Origin of the sequence: Sphingobacterium sp. UBA5670, assembly GCF_002420705.1 — a bacterium.
Classification (GTDB): domain Bacteria; phylum Bacteroidota; class Bacteroidia; order Sphingobacteriales; family Sphingobacteriaceae; genus Sphingobacterium.
The window spans coordinates 164,096-182,801 of sequence record NZ_DIIM01000005.1; the positions used below are offsets into that span (position 1 = coordinate 164,096).

The window sequence follows — 18,706 nt, forward strand, 5'->3', positions numbered from 1 at the left end:
TGTAAAGCGCTTTTTTTATGTTGTTTCTAACGACTAGAATCTTTCAAATTGAGAGAAGAAGAAGTTTCCTTCGATAGCAGCATTCTCATCTGAATCAGATCCGTGGATAGCATTTGCATCGATTGATTTTGCGTATTTGTTACGGATCGTACCTTCAGCCGCATCAGCAGGGTTAGTAGCACCGATCAATGTACGGAAATCTTCAACAGCATTATCTTTTTCTAAGATTGCAGCAACGATAGGACCTGAAGTCATAAATTCGACCAACTCACCGTAGAAAGGACGCTCTTTGTGTACTGCATAGAATGCACCGGCTGTTTCTTTAGAAAGTTGAATGTATTTCATTGCAATGATTTTAAAACCACCAGCAATAATATCGTTTAAGATTGCACCGATGTGACCGTTCGCTACAGCGTCAGGTTTGATCATCGTAAATGTTCTGTTAGTTGCCATTATTTTAATTTTTTTGCAAAATTAGATAAATTGCTTTTCATATGCAATATCATTACGCTTCATATAGACACAATTCTTGATAAACTTAATAACTTAATATCTCCTTAACCGTGAAATTCTTGCATGCTGCCCCGAATCTTTAGGTGTAAGGCAACTGGTATTCCTTCATGTTCTGCAACAATATCTTTTGGGTGATAATGTAACAAGGCCGGTGAACCTGACCATTTCAAGAAAAGTAAAAAAACAATTGATCTAAGTTCAATGCGAATACGTAACTTTGTGATATTATGGCATTAAATCTAACAGTAGACATCGATAAAGATTCAGGCTTTTGCTTTGGAGTAGTATACGCTATTGATATGGCGGAGGAGATTTTGGAAGAAGACGGTTATCTTTATTGTTTAGGAGATATTGTTCATAATGACGAGGAAGTTGCCCGCTTGAAAGCAAAAGGTTTACGGATCATCGATCATAGTGTGCTTCCAACATTGAGCAATGAAAAGGTGTTGATCCGTGCGCACGGAGAAGCTCCGGAGACCTACCGTATTGCATTGGAAAATAATATAACCTTAATCGATGCTTCTTGTCCGGTTGTTCTTAAATTGCAGAATCGTATAAAAACATCGTTCGATCAAAAAGAGAAAATCTTAATCTTCGGAAAGCATGGGCATGCCGAAGTGATCGGTTTACAGGGGCAGACAAATAACGAGGCCTTGGTTTTTCAGGATATTGCCGAATTGGATCAGGTTGAACTGCCTTCATCATTTACCCTATATAGCCAGACAACAAAGAGCGTCGATAAATTTTATGCGATCAAAGATGAATTGATCAAGCGTGGTTATGAAGTCAAAGCTAACGATACCATCTGCAGGCAAGTGTCCAATCGATATGAAGATTTAGGGGCTTTTGCCCGACAATATGACAAGATTGTTTTTGTTTCCGGTAAGAAATCCTCCAATGGCAAAGTACTTTTTGAAGTTTGCCAAAACGCAAATCCAGCTAGCTATTTTATTTCTGATCCGGCCGAATTGGACGCAAAGGTGTTTGCTGAAAATGACCGTATCGGCATCTGTGGAGCTACTTCGACACCGATGTGGTTAATGCGCGACGTAAAAGCAAGTTTAGAAGCGTTATAGGCGCAATTACCCGTCACAGATATTTCATAATTCCACGGTTTAGATCCTGAGTGCATTCTTTTTTGCGTAGCTTTGTAAGCTATGAGCAATAAAGGCAAAAAAGGAATTCTTTTAGTACAATTGGGTACACCTGATAGTCCCACTACTCCAGATGTAAAAAAATATTTAACGGAGTTCCTAATGGATCCGCGAGTTATTGATATTCCTTATTTTCAACGAACCCTATTGGTAAAAGGGATTATTGCACGTACACGTGCTCCCAAATCTGCAAAAGTATACGAAACGATCTGGGATAAAGAAACGGGTTCGCCTTTGATGCATTATAGTGTTTTGCAACGCGATCTGTTGCAGGAAGCATTGGGCGAAGAATACCATGTTGAATTAGCGATGCGGTATCAAAATCCATCAATTGAGGCCGCATTGAAAAATATGGAAGGTCTATTTTTGGAGTCTATTCGCGTCATTCCTCTATTTCCACAGTATGCTTCCGCGACTTCAGGATCAGTCATTGATCGTGTGATGGAGCTAATTCGTAAATGGAATTACCTACCGGAGATCAGTTTTGTAAGCAATTTCTGTACAGATGATTTAATGGCAGAAACTTATGCGGATCATGCTCGCAGGCACGATTTGGAAAGTTTTGACCATTTTGTGTTTAGCTATCATGGGCTTCCTGTACGACAGCTTGGTAAAGTTGATCCGACAGGTCAGCTTAAATGCCCCGAATCAGGCTGCGATTCCTGTAAAACAACTGCCAATTCATACTGCTATCTTTCTCAATGTTATGCGACAACACGGACGATAGCTGCAAAGCTCGGGTTAAAAAAAGAACAATATTCGCTTTGCTTTCAATCCCGTCTAGGTAAAGAGCCCTGGATACAGCCTTATACTTCCGATTTATTGCATGATCTTGCCGCAAAGGGTTATAAGAAGTTATTAATTTTCAGTCCCGCGTTTGTAGCGGATTGTATCGAGACCATTGATGAAATTGGCGTGGAATATGCTAATGAATTTAAACATTTAGGTGGGGAGGAAGTGTGTTTGGTAGAGAGTCTTAATGATGATCCCAAATGGATCGAATCTTTAAAACAATTGGCGCTTAATGCCAAGAATTAAAAATAGGTAAAAGATGTTGTTAGTAAACGCTTGTGTATTACTCATATTAGATTTTTATATTTTCTTTGCGCTCCGCGCAACGAAGATCAAATTTCCCAAAACAAAAGTATTTTCCATCTTATGGTGGTCTTATTCTGTTTTACTTTTATTAGGCGTTTTTATCTCAGCACAATATAGTATTCCTTTAATCGTTCGTTCGGTTATCTTGGTCGCTTTCTTTCTGACTGCCGCCTCAAAGATATTTTTCTTCCTGATTTTATTGATTGATGATATCCGACGCGGAGGAGTTTGGTTGAAACGCCTTTTTGCGAAGAAGAGATCTGTCGAGGACTTGGTCGAAGATGCTGGCGACCCTTTACCGGAAAATCCAGTGAAAGGTATTAGCCGATCCGAATTTTTAACGAAGGCTGGTATCCTTGTTGGGGCTTCACCACTGATTCCGTTGAGCTGGGGTATTATTTCAGGAGCTTATGACTATCGTGTCCGAAGAGTTCCATTGTATTTACCCAATTTACCCAAAGCATTCCACGGAATGACCATTGCACAGATCTCCGATGTGCATTCCGGCTCGTTCTATAATAAGAAAGCCGTCACGGGTGGTATTGATATGCTTTTAAAGGAAAAAGCCGATGTGACTTTCTTTACAGGTGATATCGTGAATTCCCAGGCTTCTGAAATGCGCGATTATCAGGATATTTTTGCCCGTGTGAAATCCGACTTAGGTGTATTCTCTACGCTGGGTAACCATGACTATGGCGATTATTATTATGGGAAGGAAGATTCTCCTGCAAAACGCAAAAACCTCCAGGATGTTATCGATGTTCATAAAATCATGGGCTGGGATCTTTTAATGGACGAAAATCGTAAAATTAAGGTCGACGGTGAAGAGCTTTGTATTGTCGGGGTTCAGAATTGGGGGACAGGTCGTTTTCCGAAACATGGCGATATCAAGAAAGCGTTAATGGGTACCGAAGAGCAGCCCGTTAAGTTACTGTTATCTCACGATCCTTCGCATTGGCGGGCTCAAGTATTGGATACTGATGTGGATGTGATGTTTGCTGGACATACACATGGGATGCAATTTGGTGTAAGGTCCGAGATGCTGCAATGGAGTCCGGTGCAATATATCTATAAGGAATGGGCCGGGCTTTATCGTGCGCAACAGAACAAACGATTATATGTTAATGTCGGCTATGGCTTTTTGGGTTATCCAGGACGTGTTGGAATTCTGCCTGAAATTACCATATTCGAATTGCTAAAAGCGCAAGACCCAAAGTTTAACGCATAAAAAATCCCCTTTGACTTTTGAGTTAATATAGCTATAATTGTGTATTCTGTACACCAGTTATACATAACATGCAATCAACTTTAAACTTTGGGGACTCTCCCCACACACGTGTTAATATTCTTACCGGGGAAAAAGTACTTGTGTCTCCGCATCGTAGTAAAAGACCATGGCAAGGGCAAGTAGAAGATCTTCCCGGGGATAATAGACCGGAATATGATCCACAATGCTATTTGTGTCCCACAAATAAACGAGCAGACGGTGATATCAATCCAGATTATAAAGAAAGTTTTGTCTTTGTGAACGATTTCTCAGCTTTATTAAAAGATACAAGCCAGCAGGAATTTAATGAGGATGAACTGTTTGTCGCAGAGACTGAAAGAGGAATCTGTAAAGTCATTGCATTCACCCCGCGTCACGATCTTACACTTCCAGAAATGGATCCGGTAGCTATAAAGGCTGTGGTTGATCTTTGGCAAAAAGAGTTTGTGGAACTATCCAAGGTTGAATGGATCAAATACATCCAGATTTTTGAGAACAAAGGTGCAATCATGGGTTGTAGTAACCCACATCCCCACGGACAGATCTGGTCACAAAATCATTTGCCTGTAGAAATCCAGAAAGAATGTGTTCAGCAACAGCACTATTTCAATAAATATCAACGTACGATCCTGTCAGATTATGTTAAAGCGGAGTTGAGAAAAGAGGAACGCATTATAGACGAAAATGATTCTTTTGTTTCTCTAGTCCCTTTTTGGGCGGCCTGGCCTTACGAAACGATGATTGTCAGCAAACGATCTATCCAAAACATTGCTGGGTTTGACGAGAAGGAAAAGACGGATTTTGCCGCCATACTCAAGCTATTGACAACGCGTTACGACAATCTCTTCAAAACATCCTTCCCCTATTCTGCAGGAATGCATCAGGCGCCAGTAAATGATGGTGACCACCCGGAGTGGCATTGGCATATGCACTTCTATCCACCACTGTTACGTTCTGCTACCGTTAAAAAGTTTATGGTTGGTTATGAAATGCTAGCAAATCCACAACGTGATATCACACCGGAAGTTGCCGCAGAACAGTTGCGAAATTGTTCGACAGTACATTATAAAGCTAAATAACATGATAACAAAAGATACAATTGTAAATAAATTTAAAGAACACTATCAAGAAGAACCGCTTGTGGTTTCTTCCCCCGGACGCATTAATATTATCGGCGAACATACAGATTACAATGATGGTTTTGTATTGCCTGCAGCGATTGATAAAGCAATTTATGTTGCTGTAAGCAAGCGTTCGGATGATACGATCGTATTGTACGCAGAAGATTATCAGGAACGCCATGAGGTAAAATTAGCGGAGATCGCTATCTCAGAAAAACATTGGCCAAACTATATTCTCGGGGTAGTCGATCAGTATCAGAAACGTGGGGCAACGCTTGGTGGGTTCAACTTGTATATCGATGGCGATGTACCACTGGGGGCAGGGTTATCCTCTTCAGCAGCCGTTGAATGTGCCGTTACCTTAGCACTCAGCGAATTGTTTGATCTGAAGGTGGAGCAACTGGATATTCCACAGATAGCCCAAAAAGCTGAACATACGTATGCTGGTGTGATGTGTGGTATCATGGATCAGTTTGCATCGGCCTTTGGGAAAGAAAAAAATGTTATCAAGTTGGATTGCCGTACATTGGGATTCGAGTATGTTCCACTTGATCTTAAAGGTTATGAAGTTGTATTATTGAATACAAACGTAAAACACTCATTAGCTTCTACAGCTTACAATACACGTCGTGAACAGTGTGAGCAGGCTTCTGCCTGGGTGCGGGAAAAATATCCAACGGTTAAGAATTTGCGTGATGTAACCGTCGAGATGCTCGATGAATTGGTTAAAGGCAAAGATGCTGACATTTACGCTAAGGCAAGCTTTGTTGTCCGTGAGAATGAGCGCGTAGAGAAATCTTGCGATGCACTGCGTTCGGGCAATGTTGTTCAGTTGGGACAGTATATTTTTCAAAGCCATGAGGGGTTGAGCAAGGTATATGAAGTGAGCTGTCCGGAATTGGATTATTTGGTAGATTATGTCAAACAGTTTCCTGAGGTGATCGGTGCCCGAATGATGGGCGGTGGTTTCGGTGGCTGTACGATCAATATTGTCAAAGAAGGTGTATTACCTTCAATTTTGCCAACACTCGAAAAAGAATACAAACAGAAATTTGATAAAGAACTTTCGGTCATTCAGGTCAGGATTGCCGACGGTACCCGCGTACTTTAATAAAAAATAGGTACAGTAAGGGGAATAACATTAACGTGCTATTCCCCTTATTTTTTGCCCTTTTTGATAAAGACTTAGCACATAAGTGTTAGTTAAGTTGATCTAAAGCCTGTTTTAAATCGGCAATTAAATCATCGATATGTTCGATTCCAACAGAGATGCGCAACATGCCCTGCGTAATTCCCGAAGCTTCTTTCTGTTCCTTCGTATGATGACCGCCCCACATGCTGGCCGGATGCACAATAAGAGACTCCACGCCACCTAGACTGGCCGCGTTGATAAAGATATGGAGACCATTGATGAATGTCTGCGCATTTGAAAAAGCTTCTTCTTCATCTTTACCGTTCAGCTCCATACAAAGCATACCCGAAAACCCGCTCATTTGTTGCGCTGCGAGCTCATGTTGGGGATGATTGGGTAACCCGGGGTAACTGACCTTCTTAATTTTTGGGTGCTGGTCCAAAAATTCAGCCAGCTGAATGGCATTTGCATTAATCTGTTTCACACGTAGACTTAACGTTTTCAATCCGCGTAACAATAACCAGGAGTCAAGCGGTGCAAGTGATGCCCCCAAAGCGACCGATCGCTTCCATACACGGGCAATATAGTCCCGCGTACCGCAGACGACACCAGCAGTAAGATCACTATGTCCGCCTAAATATTTCGTGGCGCTGTGGACAACGACGTCAATTCCAAAATCTGTCGGTGTTTGGTTGATAGGGGAGGCAAATGTATTATCGACCATACTCTGAATCCCATGTTGTTTGGCGAGTTCTCCGATCGCTTTTAGGTCCGTGATATGGAGATTTGGATTCGATGGAGTCTCTATATAAATCAGCTTGGTATTTGCCTGAATCGCCTCTCTAAATGCTGAAACATCTGTCTGATCCACAGCTGTAACTGTGATGCCATAATCCGTTAAGAACTCCTTAAAGAAAATAGCTGTACCTGAATAATGTGCATGTTGGGCGACAATATGATCCCCCGATTTAACGATGGCCAATATGGCGGTACTAATCGCTGCCATACCTGTTGCAAATACAAGTGCATCCTCTGTTTTTTCCAATTTTGCGAGGATGGACGCTACTTGGCTATTCGTCGGGTTGCCATGACGATGATAAAAATAAGGGTGTTTCGGTTCGGTAGCAGCCTTGATGTATTCCGCTGGGTCAGGATCTGCAATGTAGGTGGATGTCTGATAGATTGGAGTAGTTACTGCAGATGTCTGGTTGAATTGCTGTCCCTCATGGACGAGTATCGTTTCGGTATTGGTTGCCATACTAATAATGTTGATTGATGCTTTGTATTGCCTTAAGTCTCCATAACACGAACTTGTCGCATCTTTGATCGTAAGGAACCTTCAATTCGTTTGAAAGCATTGTTGGTGCAAATAGCCCCGAAGAAGGTTGTCTTGTCTATCAAATATAAATAAAATCTACGTATTGAGTAGATTTTATTTATATCGGATGCATCAATACATATTACAACATTTCTTTTAGAAGGTTCAACGCGTATCCAATGGTATTCACATTGTTTAGCGCTAACCGTAGCTGGCCTTTCACCTCCTTTAGATTGCTTATTTCGGGATGGCTTTGTACAAAGGACAGTACACGGCCAAACTGGTCTGATTCAAAGTAGCTGGATTTTGGATTGTTGACAAAATAACCTTTCAGCGTATGCTTTTTATAGGCTATTTTTTCGAATCCGATGGTTTTGCCAAACCACTGTAAACGAAGGGTATTGAATAATTCAAAGACTTCCCGTGGGATAGGACCAAAACGATCTTCAAGCTCTTTCTCAAAGGCTGCCAATTGCTGCTCATTCTCCAGTTTGGAGAGTTCCGTATATAGATTATACCGTTCCGTAATATTCGTCACATATTCATCTGGGATCAATACCTCAAGGTCTGTGTCAATCTGCGTAAAGGATACATACTTTCGTTCCTTCTCATCCGCGAATACTTCCGAAAATTCATCTTCTTTCAGCTCCTGAATGGCTTCGTCTAAGATTTTATGATACATCTCGAAACCGATCTCTGCAATAAATCCCGACTGTTCGCCACCCAGGAGGTTGCCCGAACCACGTATATCTAAATCGCGCATAGCAACATTAAATCCAGAGCCCAGTTCTGAAAACTCTTCTATCGCAGAAAGTCGTTTATAGGCTTCCGATGTTAACGTTGACAGTGGTGGGCTCAGCAGATAACAGAAAGCCTTTTTATTGGAGCGGCCGACCCGACCCCGCATTTGGTGCAGGTCACTGAGGCCAAACATATGTGCATGATTAATAATAATCGTATTGGCATTTGGAATATCAAGACCCGCTTCAATAATTGTTGTTGCGATTAAGACATCAAAATCGTGATTGATAAACTTGAGCATCACATCCTCGAGCTCATCACCCTCCAATTGGCCGTGTGCAACACCGACCCGTGCTCCTGGAACCAGTTTGCGGATCAAATTGCCCAGCTGCGGAAGATCTGCCACGCGGTTATGGATAAAGAATACCTGTCCACCACGATCAAGTTCGTAACTGACGGCCTCTCCGATCAGTGTTTCATTGAAAACGTGGAGTTCGGTCTGTACAGGCTGGCGGTTGGGTGGCGGAGTCGAGATGATACTCAGATCGCGGGCTCCCATCAATGAAAAATGCAAGGTCCTCGGTATAGGGGTTGCTGTTAATGTCAGCGAATCCACGTTCGCGCGCATGACTTTCAATTTTTCTTTTACGGTAACGCCAAACTTTTGCTCCTCATCGATAATCATCAGACCAAGATCTTTGAACTTGACGTCTTTGCTAACAAGACGATGTGTACCGATGATAATGTCTATTTTCCCTTCAGCGAGCCGTGCTAAAGTATCTTTAATCTGTTTCGTTGTTTTGAAACGGTTGATGTAGTCGATCGTGCATGGAAGGCCCTTTAGACGCTCCGAAAATGTCCGGAAATGCTGCAATGCCAGGATAGTCGTCGGTACCAGGACAGCAACTTGTTTACTGTCTGCTACAGCTTTGAAGGCCGCACGGATGGCAACCTCCGTTTTTCCGAAGCCAACATCCCCACAGATCAGCCGGTCCATCGGATGCGGCGATTCCATATCTTTTTTTACATCAGCAGTAGCCTTTTCCTGATCGGGCGTATCTTCATAGATAAACGAAGCCTCTAGCTCATTCTGTAAGTAACTGTCCGGTGAAAATGCATTCCCATGTTGTGCTTTGCGTTTGGCATAGAGCATGATCAGGTCGCGCGCAATATCTTTAACCTTTTTCTTGGTTGTCTTCTTGAGTTTGTCCCAGGCATCTGTACCCAGTTTATTCATTTTGGGGACTGTGCCCTCTTTACCCGAATATTTGGAGATACGGTTTAAAGAGTTGATGTTCACATACAGAAGATCATTGTCTGCATAGATCAAGCGGATCATTTCTTGAGATTTACCGTTAACATCTACTTTTTCCAAGCCGCCATAACGGCCGACACCGTGATCAATATGAGTGATGAAATCTCCGGGTTTGAGATCCCGCAAATCCTTGAGCGTGATTGCCTGCGAACGCTCGTAAGCTTTCTTACGTTTGTATTTATAATACCTGTCAAATATTTGGTGATCCGTATAGCAGGCCAGTTTTAAACTGTCGTCTCTAAAGCCTTCACGTAAAGCTTTATGAATTGGAATAAAGGTTGCCGACTTATCGAGGTCTTCTAGGATGGTATAAATGCGCTCAACCTGTTTTGTTGAATCTGAAAAGATAAGATTCTGGATGCGCTGGCCTTCATTTTCTTTGAAATTATGGATTAAGAGATTAAAATCCTTATTGAACGAAGGTTGCGGGTGGATATCGAACTTGAGGCTTACTTCGGATTTATAAAAAAACTGTTTGCCGAATTCGATGACGGGGAACTCGAAAAATAAGGCATTGAGGTTTTTCTCGTCTGTAAATTCATGGGCTGGATTATGCCATTCCGGGTTGTCCTTTTTCTGCTTATCTGTTAATCCCGCCCATAATTTTTCTGCTTTCTTTAGGCCATCTTTAACAATATCCAAGGTAAATTGAGCATCTTTGATCCAGATCGTAGCGTCTCGATCTACATATTCCAATAAGGAAATGTGCTGGGATGTCAGGAATTTCGCTTGGACATTTGGTACAATGGTTACTTTGTGGATTTTTTTGACAGACAGTTGGGACTCAATGTCAAATGTCCGTATGCTTTCGATGTCATCGCCAAAGAATTCAATACGGTATGGGAGGTCATTCGAAAAAGAATAGATATCTACGATGCCACCGCGTATTGCAAATTGCCCCGGTTCATACACAAAGTCAACGCGTTCGAAATCATATTCGATTAAAAATTCGTTGATGAAATCAATGCTTAAAGCTGTATTTTCAGTTATTTCCAGTGTATTCTTATCCAGATCATTCCGGTTGATTACTTTCTCCGCAATAGCTTCCGGATACGTAACCACCATTTTAGGCAATTCGGATGTGTGGTTAAGTGAACTTAACGTCTCCGCACGTTGCAATACATTGGCAGAGTCAGTTTGTGTAAAATCAAACGATTTACGATAAGACGAAGGAAAAAAAAGAACCTGTTTATCCAGCAGGCTTTCCAGATCACTTAAAAAATAAGAAGCGTCTTCATGAGTCGGTAAGATAAAGACCATCGGACGTTCCTGTAAGTTGTAAGAAGATACGGCTATAAATGCGTCCGAAGATCCAATAAGCCCTTTCAGCTGGATCTTGGGGTTTTTGGACTGCATAGCCTTGGTAAGCGACTGGACAGTTTCGCTTTGGCTGTATTTTTCTAATATTTCTTGAATTCCCACGAGCAAAAATTTCGAATAATTGCGAATTTAACGAAATAGTATCAAGTATTGGGTATGAAGTGCTAAATTTTTTGGTAAAAAAATGGCTGACTTGCTCGTTAAGAAGGAGATACTTTAAAGCCTTTCAAAAGTAACAGGCTGATTAATCTGTACTGATTTTATTGGGCCAGGTAAAAGGTATAGGCAAAAGCGAGCAAAACCAACAATGTGGCCAAGTAAATTAATTTGTATTGCTCGTAAGCTGTAACATGAAAGGATCCAATTTTAACACGGTTTTTACTATTTCTCATAACTAATTTAGGTCGAGGTCAATCTTCTGTTCACTAATATAGCTTTTAAGTGTTGTATTACCAAAAGCGTCTAGTGTATTTTGAAAATCTTCCCGATAGTCAAACTGAAAGTCTTCATGAAGTTTACTGTATTTACCCACCGCATGTTTGATACGCCCTGTTATATATTTATGCAATTTGTGGGCAGCAGACTGATAAGAGGAGTCGAAAAGCCTGTCGTAGTCGGCAATGGCACGCTTCAGGATATAACATCTAAATTCTACTTCGCTATTTTTGTCCTTGGTGACTTTTTCGTGCTCATTGACTAACCCACTTGCTTGCTTCACCAGCTTGCTCAACGCAATAAAGTTACTGTGATGTGCTGTGTTGGCGATCTGGCTTAAACCAATATCGAACAATTGCGCCAGTTGCTGACGTAGCTTCTCAATACGATCTTCTAAATCATACTCATTTTCCAGTAATTGGAAATGCAATTGCTTGATCAGCATTTTGTCCTTGCTTATCAAGCGGACGAGGAGTTTGTCTTTTTCCTTTTGTGGTAGGTCAAGGACAGCTTTCTTTAGTTCGGCATCTTGATGTAAGGACATAATCTGTGTTTTAGTGTAAAAAGAGTTGTTGAGCGAAAATTCAGGCACACTGACAGCGTACCTGAATAAATTTCTCGTTTCATAAGCCGGAATTTATGTTGGCAATAACTACTCACATATTTATAGCCGCTTGCTATTAATACAATATTCTGAACTTAATTGTATTGTCGATCTGTTTGAGTTGTTTCAATAGATCTTTATCATATTCACCTTGTATATCGGTTACCGCATAGCCAATGTCACTTTTGGTCATTAGAAATTGAGCAACGATATTGATGTTATTTTGAGCATAGACCTTATTGATCTGAGCCATAATTCCGGGAACGTTTTGGTGGATATGCAGCAATCTTGTTACCTGTTTTACTTTTGGTAAAATCAGATTTGGGAAGTTGCGACTTAAATATGTATCACCATTGTTGATAAAATCGGCCATCCGACGCGGAATAAACTCTGAATTTTTCTTTTTATTTTTCTTATCATCGAAAACGACAATACCTTTAGCATTGCAGATATCCTTATTGATATGCCCTTTGATATCGCCCAAATATCCGATTGTTTTTAATTTGTCGGCCTGCTGAAGCAGTTCGTCACTGATGTCGATATTGTCGCCCAGGAGAAGCATGCCGACATCCTTCACATACTTTTCTTCGAAAGTGTCTTTTGTCCGGATAGAAAACCCGTCTCTTTTTAAGATATGAGCTGCTATTTCTGGCACATCACCCACGATCAGACAGAGGATACGGTTTTTAGGATAGGATATTGCACGGGGCAAGTCATTTACATATAAGAATTCATCAAAACTTGGCGTAATGAAATCTGCTTTCTCAGTCACGCTTTTACGTTGGATATTCTCTGTGAATGCAAAGAACTTTTCAATTAACCCCGATTCCTTCAGTTGAAAATCTGAATAACCGTCGCCAATGCCAAACAGTCTTCCTTCAATATTTAATTGCTTTAATAATTGCACCTTTCCACCTTCATTTGATAGGGGGTTCTCCTCATCAAAACCGATAATATTACCTTCTTCATCAAATCTGAATGTATTGGCATAGATATTTTCAGTCTTGATATGATAGGGCGTCACAACAGGTGTAATAAATTCTTTAAAACCTCCTGAAACAATCCATGCCGTGTCAGCATGTTTTTTGAAGAACTCACGGTTCCGGGAAAAAGAGGTTGAAACCTTTTTCTTAAGATGCGAAACAAGTTTATCCAGATGTGATCTATTGGCATTTAGGAGCTTTACGCGACCCGCTAGCGCCTCGCGGAAAGAAAGCTTACCTTCCATGGCAAGATTGGTGTACCGCTCGATTTCCTCGTAGATAGATTCGCGATCCGGATGGTTTTCAAGAGAGATCCGTGCAAGTTCATCAAGTGCCTCTACTTGTGTAAATGTACTATCAAAATCAATGATGTAATAGTTTTTCATCTTATTATTTTTTTATGAAACGATCATGAGCACTATAGCTGAAAGTTGATCTCCGACAGGGGTAGTTTTCCGATGGTTTCCTTTAAAAATAAGCTGATTAAAGGCGGTGAAACTAGCAGCGGGATTGCACTCTATTTAATGATTGATGTTACTCACGATGGGTTCAAGGTTCGGTTGTTTGTTATATTATAGTTTTACTGTTTGTTATATAAATCTGCAATTTCCTTTAATGTCTGTTCCAAAGGCCGATAACTGTGGCTAAGGAGCGATTGGATTTTCGCATTTGAATACTGCAATTTGGCACTTGAGGCTGCTGCTGTTTCCTTTGTCAATGTCGTATCCGATTTTTTAAATACGGAAAGCATACTGGAAAAAGTAGAGGCAATTTGAAGTAAGGTCTCAGAAACCTCGATGGTCGGTTCAGGCTTGTTCATTAATACACTTGCCACGCTCAATAGATCCTTGTTGCTTATATTGAGATGATTGATGATATAACGTTCAGCGGCAACATCTTCTCTTTCCATCAATTGAATCATGATCGCCGCAACATCTTCTACGTCAACAACACCAACACTTCCTTTCGGGTAAAATCGTAAGCCTTTGTTGATCATCGAAAAAATAGCTCCGGAGCCTTTATCATTTGCTGCTGCGCCTAAAATTACGGAGGGATTCACAATAACTGCATTTAGACCTTCGGTAATGCCACGCCAGACCTCCATCTCTGCCTGATATTTTGATAACGAATAGTTGGATGTCAATGAATTGTGTTCCCAATGGTCCTTCTCGGATATCGGCAGGTTGTCTCTATTTGTACCCAAAGCCGCGATGGAACTTACATGGAGCAGACGAATGCCCTTTTCAAGGCAAAGATTGACCACATTTGCTGTTCCCTCCACATTTACGTTAAAGAGCGATTTAGCATCTTTTTTTTGATAAGAAACCAATGCTGCACAATGGAATACTTTGGTGACCCCTTCAAGTGCATCTTCCAATTCAAAATAATTGTTGATATCTGCGTCGATCCATTGAACCAACGAAGAAGATAACAACGAGGCCGGAATGGTCGATTGAGCTCTTTTGATGGCAATGACGTCAATTCCTTGGTCTATCAACTGTCTGATTAGTGTAGACCCTAAAAAACCTGTTCCTCCAGTTATTAATATCACCTGATAAAGATACTGTTAAAAATAATGTTTTCAAAAGTTAGTTAATAAATGGATATTTGTGTGAATTGCATCCTGAAAAAAACGGCATGCTTTCGCAGGTATCAAACACCATGAAAGCCAAGGTAGATTCTTTCAGTCCAATTAAAACAGTCGCTTTCAGAACAAAGAGGAAATTTTACAAATTATAGCTTATGTCATCACTGTCCGTATTCTTTAGCCCGATTTCAATTACAGGTTTTGCTCCTGAGCATGGGTTCTTGAGTTCTCAACTTGGAAACGTTGTTCAAGCCTATGAAACAGATTTTCCGAGCTGGGAAGCAGATAAACAACCTCAGTTGGCTATTGTCGGTGTGGAGGAAGACCGTGCATCCATGAATAATAATGGAACGGATAAAGCACCGGATGCTGTAAGGAAACACCTTTATGCACTCTATCAGGGCGATTATAAGATGGATATCGTTGATTTAGGAAATATCAAAGCCGGTAATACAATTCAGGATACCTATATCGCTCTAAAATCTGTAGTCGAAGAACTCGTCAAAGAGAATATTCTTCCGATTATCATTGGCGGTGGACAGGACCTTACCTATGCGCAATATTTGGGATACCAAAATTTGGAGCGAAAGATAGAGCTGGCGATTATAGATGCACGTTTTGACCTTGATGAGGAAAATGCCGAAAATGTAAGCCTGAATTCCCGATCTTATGTGAATCATATTATCTTGCATCAGCCAGACTATTTATTCAATTTAAATGCCATAGCCTATCAAACCTACCTCGTCAGTAAAGAGTCTATCAATATGTATGATAAACTATTTTTTAATGCGACGCGGGTCGGTATGATTGCCGGTAAAATGGACCAATCTGAGCCTTTGATCCGAGCGGCAGATTTAATTAGTTTTGATATTGGAGCCATTCGGGCCTCCGAAGCACCGGGAAATGCCAATGCCATGCCGAATGGACTATATGGTGATGAGGCTTGTCAGCTTGCCCGCTATGCAGGGATGTCGGATAAATGCTCCTCCATTGGTTTTTATGAATTCAATCCAACATTTGATCCGATGGAGCAAACCGCGATGCTGGTATCCCAGATGATCTGGTGCTTTATTGATGGTTACTACAACCGTAAACAAGATACGCCGCTGTACCCCAAATCATCTTATATCATTTACCGCACGACACTGGAAAACGAAGAGCATGAATTGGTCTTTGTGAAAAGTAAAAAATCAGACCGTTGGTGGATTCAGGTGCCTTATTTTGGGTCCAAATCTGTTAATGAGCGTTATTACCTTGTGCCTTGCCGTTATGAAGATTACCAATTGGCTGTTTCAGGTGAAATGCCCGACCTATGGTGGAAAACACACCAAAAGTTACAATAGTTTGCCACTAAGTGGGACATAGGTATTACGCTTTACCATAAAGACGCGTATAATACACCGTGCAAAAAGATAACCGATTGATTTTATCGGTGTTTTAGTAGCGCTAATCCATTAAATTTAGGACGTTATAGGTTTAATTAAATGCAATGATGGCAAAACAAACCTGCTCAGGTAAGTATACACCATCTTCAGAAAATACAAATCATGGAAATATTTTTCTTTGCGGGAATTGTGTTGTTATTGGTCATTTTGATCGTATTGGTGCTCAAAAAGAATACCGATACCAGTGCTGGTCCTGCGTACAATAAGGAGGTTGAAACACTAAAAATTGAGCTCGCTAGATCGCAACAGCGCGAACAAAGTTTGCTCGAAGAGCGGGTCATGCTAAAAAATGAATTGGATAAGGAGCGAGAGAATCTTCTGGTCGCAGAGCGGTCTTTAGAGAGTACACGTTCATTTTATGAGGCGCAGCTCGATAAATTTCAAGAACAGAAGAATGAAATCGCCGAGATTAAAAGACAGTTCAACAATGAATTTCAGGTCATCGCTAATAAAATACTGGAAGAGAAGACTCAAAAGTTTACCGAGACAAACCATCGTTCGCTGGGCTTGATCTTGGATCCGTTGAAAGAAAAAATCAAATTGTTTGAAGAGAAAGTCGATAAAAATTACAATCAGGAAGCAGCTGAAAGAAATTCTTTAAAGGGGGTTGTCCTCCAGCTGGTCGAACAGAGCCTTAAAATTAAAGACGAAGCCAATAGCCTAACCAAGGCATTAAAAGGGGATACCAAAAAGCAGGGCAATTGGGGCGAGGTAATTTTAGAGCGGGTCTTGGAGCGTTCGGGACTTATGCGCGATCGGGAATTTAGACTGCAGGTGTCTCTTATGGATGCAGAGGGCAGAAGAATGCAGCCCGATGCGATCATCGATCTTCCCGAAGATAAACATCTGATTGTGGATTCGAAAGTTTCGTTGATTGCCTACGAACGTTGGGTCAATGCTGAGACAGACGAAGACCGTGCAATTTTCGCAAAACAGCATGTACAGTCTGTAGAAAACCATGTGAAGGAACTCTCCGCAAAAAACTATCACGAGTTATATGGTATAGAGTCGCCAGAATTTGTGTTGCTATTTATGCCAATAGAGTCTGCTTTAAGTATGTCTGTGGCCCAAAAACCAGATTTGTTTAGCGAGGCTTGGGATCGCAAAGTTGTCATCGTCAGTCCTTCTACATTATTGGCAACCCTTCGTACCATAGCAAGTATCTGGAAACAGGAACGTCAGACCAGGAATGTAATTGAAATAGCGAAAGAAGCGGGGAGCCTTTATGATAAATTTGTGAGCTTTCTGAATGATATGGAACAGGTGCAAAACCAGTTGGAACGCGCATTAAAAAGCCATGAAGATGCAACTAAAAAGCTTTCTACAGGAGCTGGTAATGTGATTGGGAAAGTGGAGAAATTAAAACGTTTAGGGGCTAAAGCAAATAAACAGATCGATTCCAAATTTTTGGATGAGGAAGATTAACAAAAACGGGCTTGCCGAAAGGGAAGCCCGTTTATAATTTTTAGCTGTGAAATGCAAAACCTGCTCCGCTAACTTAGGTTAGCGATTCTACTAAAGCTCTTTCATTCGCTTATTGATGGAAACATCAACATACGTATCCTTTAAACGATCAACAGCTTCTTTTTGAACAGTGACATTGGTGTCCGACTCATAATCATGAATGGTCCTTTGGTTTTGGACTTCGTTGTCATAAGGATCTTTTCCTGCCAGCAGTTTGACAATTACAGGTAAACATTCCAGAAAGACAAAAAGCAAAGCGATAAAAAATACAGCATTTGCATTGGACTCGTTAACCTTTCCATTGGCATCGTACCTTAGATTGCCCAGCGCAGAGTTGCGGTCTGCAAAACCAGCGACATTGACTGCGCTGTCCAAAGAAGCGTTGGATAAGACCTTTTGATCCAATATACCTTCAAATTTTTGTTTCTGGCGTATCGCGTTTTGCTGGTTCGTTATTTTACTTCGCAATGTATCCAAATAGCCCTCTTTTTTCTTCAGCTCTTCTTCTTTCATTTTGGCATAGGGGCCATACCCCATGACACCAGATGTTTCAGTTGTTTTGTTCCCGAATATCTCGTAATTCAATTTTGTACGGTCATTTTTAATACTGGCTTCCAATGAATCACGTTCTACTGTAATCGATTTTAAAAGTGAAACCTCATTGGCATATTTTTTATTGAAAGTACTGTTGAGCGTGTCAATTTTAGCGCGTTGATCGGCAAGAAAACGTACACGAAGGTTTTCTCGAATCTCTTTATCGAAGATTTTTAGCTCCAACGGTCGAGAGATAACCAAACCAATCAAAATTGCCAATAGAATTCGAGGAAGAGCCTGCAGAAGCTGCATAAGGCCACTTTTGGATTTATTTATACTGAGGACAATATAGCGATCCATATTGAATATCGCTAAACCCCAAATGATGCCAAATACAATGGCCAAAAGCCAGTCAAATGCTCCTCCACTAAATACGAAATACATGGCATAACCACCCGAAAGGCTGGCAAACAATCCCGTAAAAAAAATAGTAGCACCTATGGCTGTGTACTTACTATGTTCTTCCGGATATTTTTCAAGAGTTTCTTGATGTACCCCCGCACACCTCCAAAAGAAACGGTTAATATCGCTCATTAAAATATTTTTACCCAAATTGACAGATTATTTTTAACAAGGTTTATGAATAAGTTTTTGTTTTACAATAGGATGACGGT

General features: G+C 40.9%; 14 protein-coding genes. 7 read left to right on the forward strand and 7 right to left on the reverse strand.

Features of this window, described 5'->3' with window-relative positions; translation table 11 throughout:
* Window positions 1-33 precede the first annotated feature (33 nt).
* Window positions 34-453: a nucleoside-diphosphate kinase gene (locus B3C94_RS06255; RefSeq protein WP_077437233.1), complete on the reverse strand. Its 420-nt coding sequence runs from the start codon at window positions 451-453 to the stop codon at window positions 34-36.
* Window positions 454-740: 287 nt separating this feature from the next.
* Between B3C94_RS06255 and B3C94_RS06260 the strand changes: the two genes are divergently transcribed.
* From B3C94_RS06260 to galK, 5 genes are all read left to right on the forward strand, one after another.
* Window positions 741-1,589, forward strand: a complete 849-nt coding sequence (locus B3C94_RS06260) for a 4-hydroxy-3-methylbut-2-enyl diphosphate reductase (RefSeq protein WP_293900653.1) — start codon at window positions 741-743, stop codon at window positions 1,587-1,589.
* A gap of 81 nt (window positions 1,590-1,670) precedes the next feature.
* Window positions 1,671-2,705 (forward strand): ferrochelatase, encoded by a 1,035-nt coding sequence (hemH, locus tag B3C94_RS06265; protein ID WP_293900656.1) that lies wholly within the window; start codon window positions 1,671-1,673, stop codon window positions 2,703-2,705.
* A 13-nt stretch (window positions 2,706-2,718) separates the two neighbouring features.
* Window positions 2,719-3,993: a metallophosphoesterase gene (locus tag B3C94_RS06270; protein ID WP_293900659.1), complete on the forward strand. Its 1,275-nt coding sequence runs from the start codon at window positions 2,719-2,721 to the stop codon at window positions 3,991-3,993.
* Window positions 3,994-4,061: 68 nt separating this feature from the next.
* Window positions 4,062-5,111 (forward strand): UDP-glucose--hexose-1-phosphate uridylyltransferase, encoded by a 1,050-nt coding sequence (locus B3C94_RS06275; RefSeq protein WP_293900662.1) that lies wholly within the window; start codon window positions 4,062-4,064, stop codon window positions 5,109-5,111.
* Between the two features lies 1 nt (window position 5,112).
* Complete coding sequence (gene galK, locus B3C94_RS06280; protein WP_293900665.1) at window positions 5,113-6,264, forward strand: galactokinase; 1,152 nt, start codon at window positions 5,113-5,115, stop codon at window positions 6,262-6,264.
* Between the two features lie 88 nt (window positions 6,265-6,352).
* Here the strand turns inward: galK and B3C94_RS06285 are convergent, their stop codons facing one another.
* From B3C94_RS06285 to B3C94_RS06305, 5 genes are all read right to left on the reverse strand, one after another.
* The gene (locus B3C94_RS06285) at window positions 6,353-7,543 is read right to left on the reverse strand and encodes a trans-sulfuration enzyme family protein (protein WP_293900668.1); all 1,191 of its coding nucleotides are present in this window, start codon (window positions 7,541-7,543) and stop codon (window positions 6,353-6,355) included.
* Window positions 7,544-7,745: 202 nt separating this feature from the next.
* Window positions 7,746-11,081, reverse strand: a complete 3,336-nt coding sequence (gene mfd, locus B3C94_RS06290; RefSeq protein ID WP_293900671.1) for a transcription-repair coupling factor — start codon at window positions 11,079-11,081, stop codon at window positions 7,746-7,748.
* Between the two features lie 292 nt (window positions 11,082-11,373).
* Entirely contained in the window at window positions 11,374-11,958 is a 585-nt protein-coding gene (locus tag B3C94_RS06295; RefSeq protein WP_293900674.1) for a hypothetical protein, read from the reverse strand.
* A gap of 136 nt (window positions 11,959-12,094) precedes the next feature.
* Window positions 12,095-13,387: an HAD-IB family phosphatase gene (locus tag B3C94_RS06300; RefSeq protein ID WP_293900677.1), complete on the reverse strand. Its 1,293-nt coding sequence runs from the start codon at window positions 13,385-13,387 to the stop codon at window positions 12,095-12,097.
* A gap of 194 nt (window positions 13,388-13,581) precedes the next feature.
* Window positions 13,582-14,553, reverse strand: a complete 972-nt coding sequence (locus B3C94_RS06305) for an NAD-dependent epimerase/dehydratase family protein (protein ID WP_293900680.1) — start codon at window positions 14,551-14,553, stop codon at window positions 13,582-13,584.
* Window positions 14,554-14,744: 191 nt separating this feature from the next.
* On the opposite strand from B3C94_RS06305, the gene B3C94_RS06310 reads away from it, so the two are divergent.
* Window positions 14,745-15,932, forward strand: a complete 1,188-nt coding sequence (locus B3C94_RS06310) for a formimidoylglutamase (RefSeq protein WP_293900683.1) — start codon at window positions 14,745-14,747, stop codon at window positions 15,930-15,932.
* Window positions 15,933-16,136: 204 nt separating this feature from the next.
* Window positions 16,137-17,459 (forward strand): DNA recombination protein RmuC, encoded by a 1,323-nt coding sequence (rmuC, locus tag B3C94_RS06315; protein ID WP_293900686.1) that lies wholly within the window; start codon window positions 16,137-16,139, stop codon window positions 17,457-17,459.
* Between the two features lie 90 nt (window positions 17,460-17,549).
* Here the strand turns inward: rmuC and B3C94_RS06320 are convergent, their stop codons facing one another.
* Window positions 17,550-18,626 (reverse strand): DUF4407 domain-containing protein, encoded by a 1,077-nt coding sequence (locus B3C94_RS06320; RefSeq protein WP_293900689.1) that lies wholly within the window; start codon window positions 18,624-18,626, stop codon window positions 17,550-17,552.
* Window positions 18,627-18,706 lie beyond the last annotated feature (80 nt).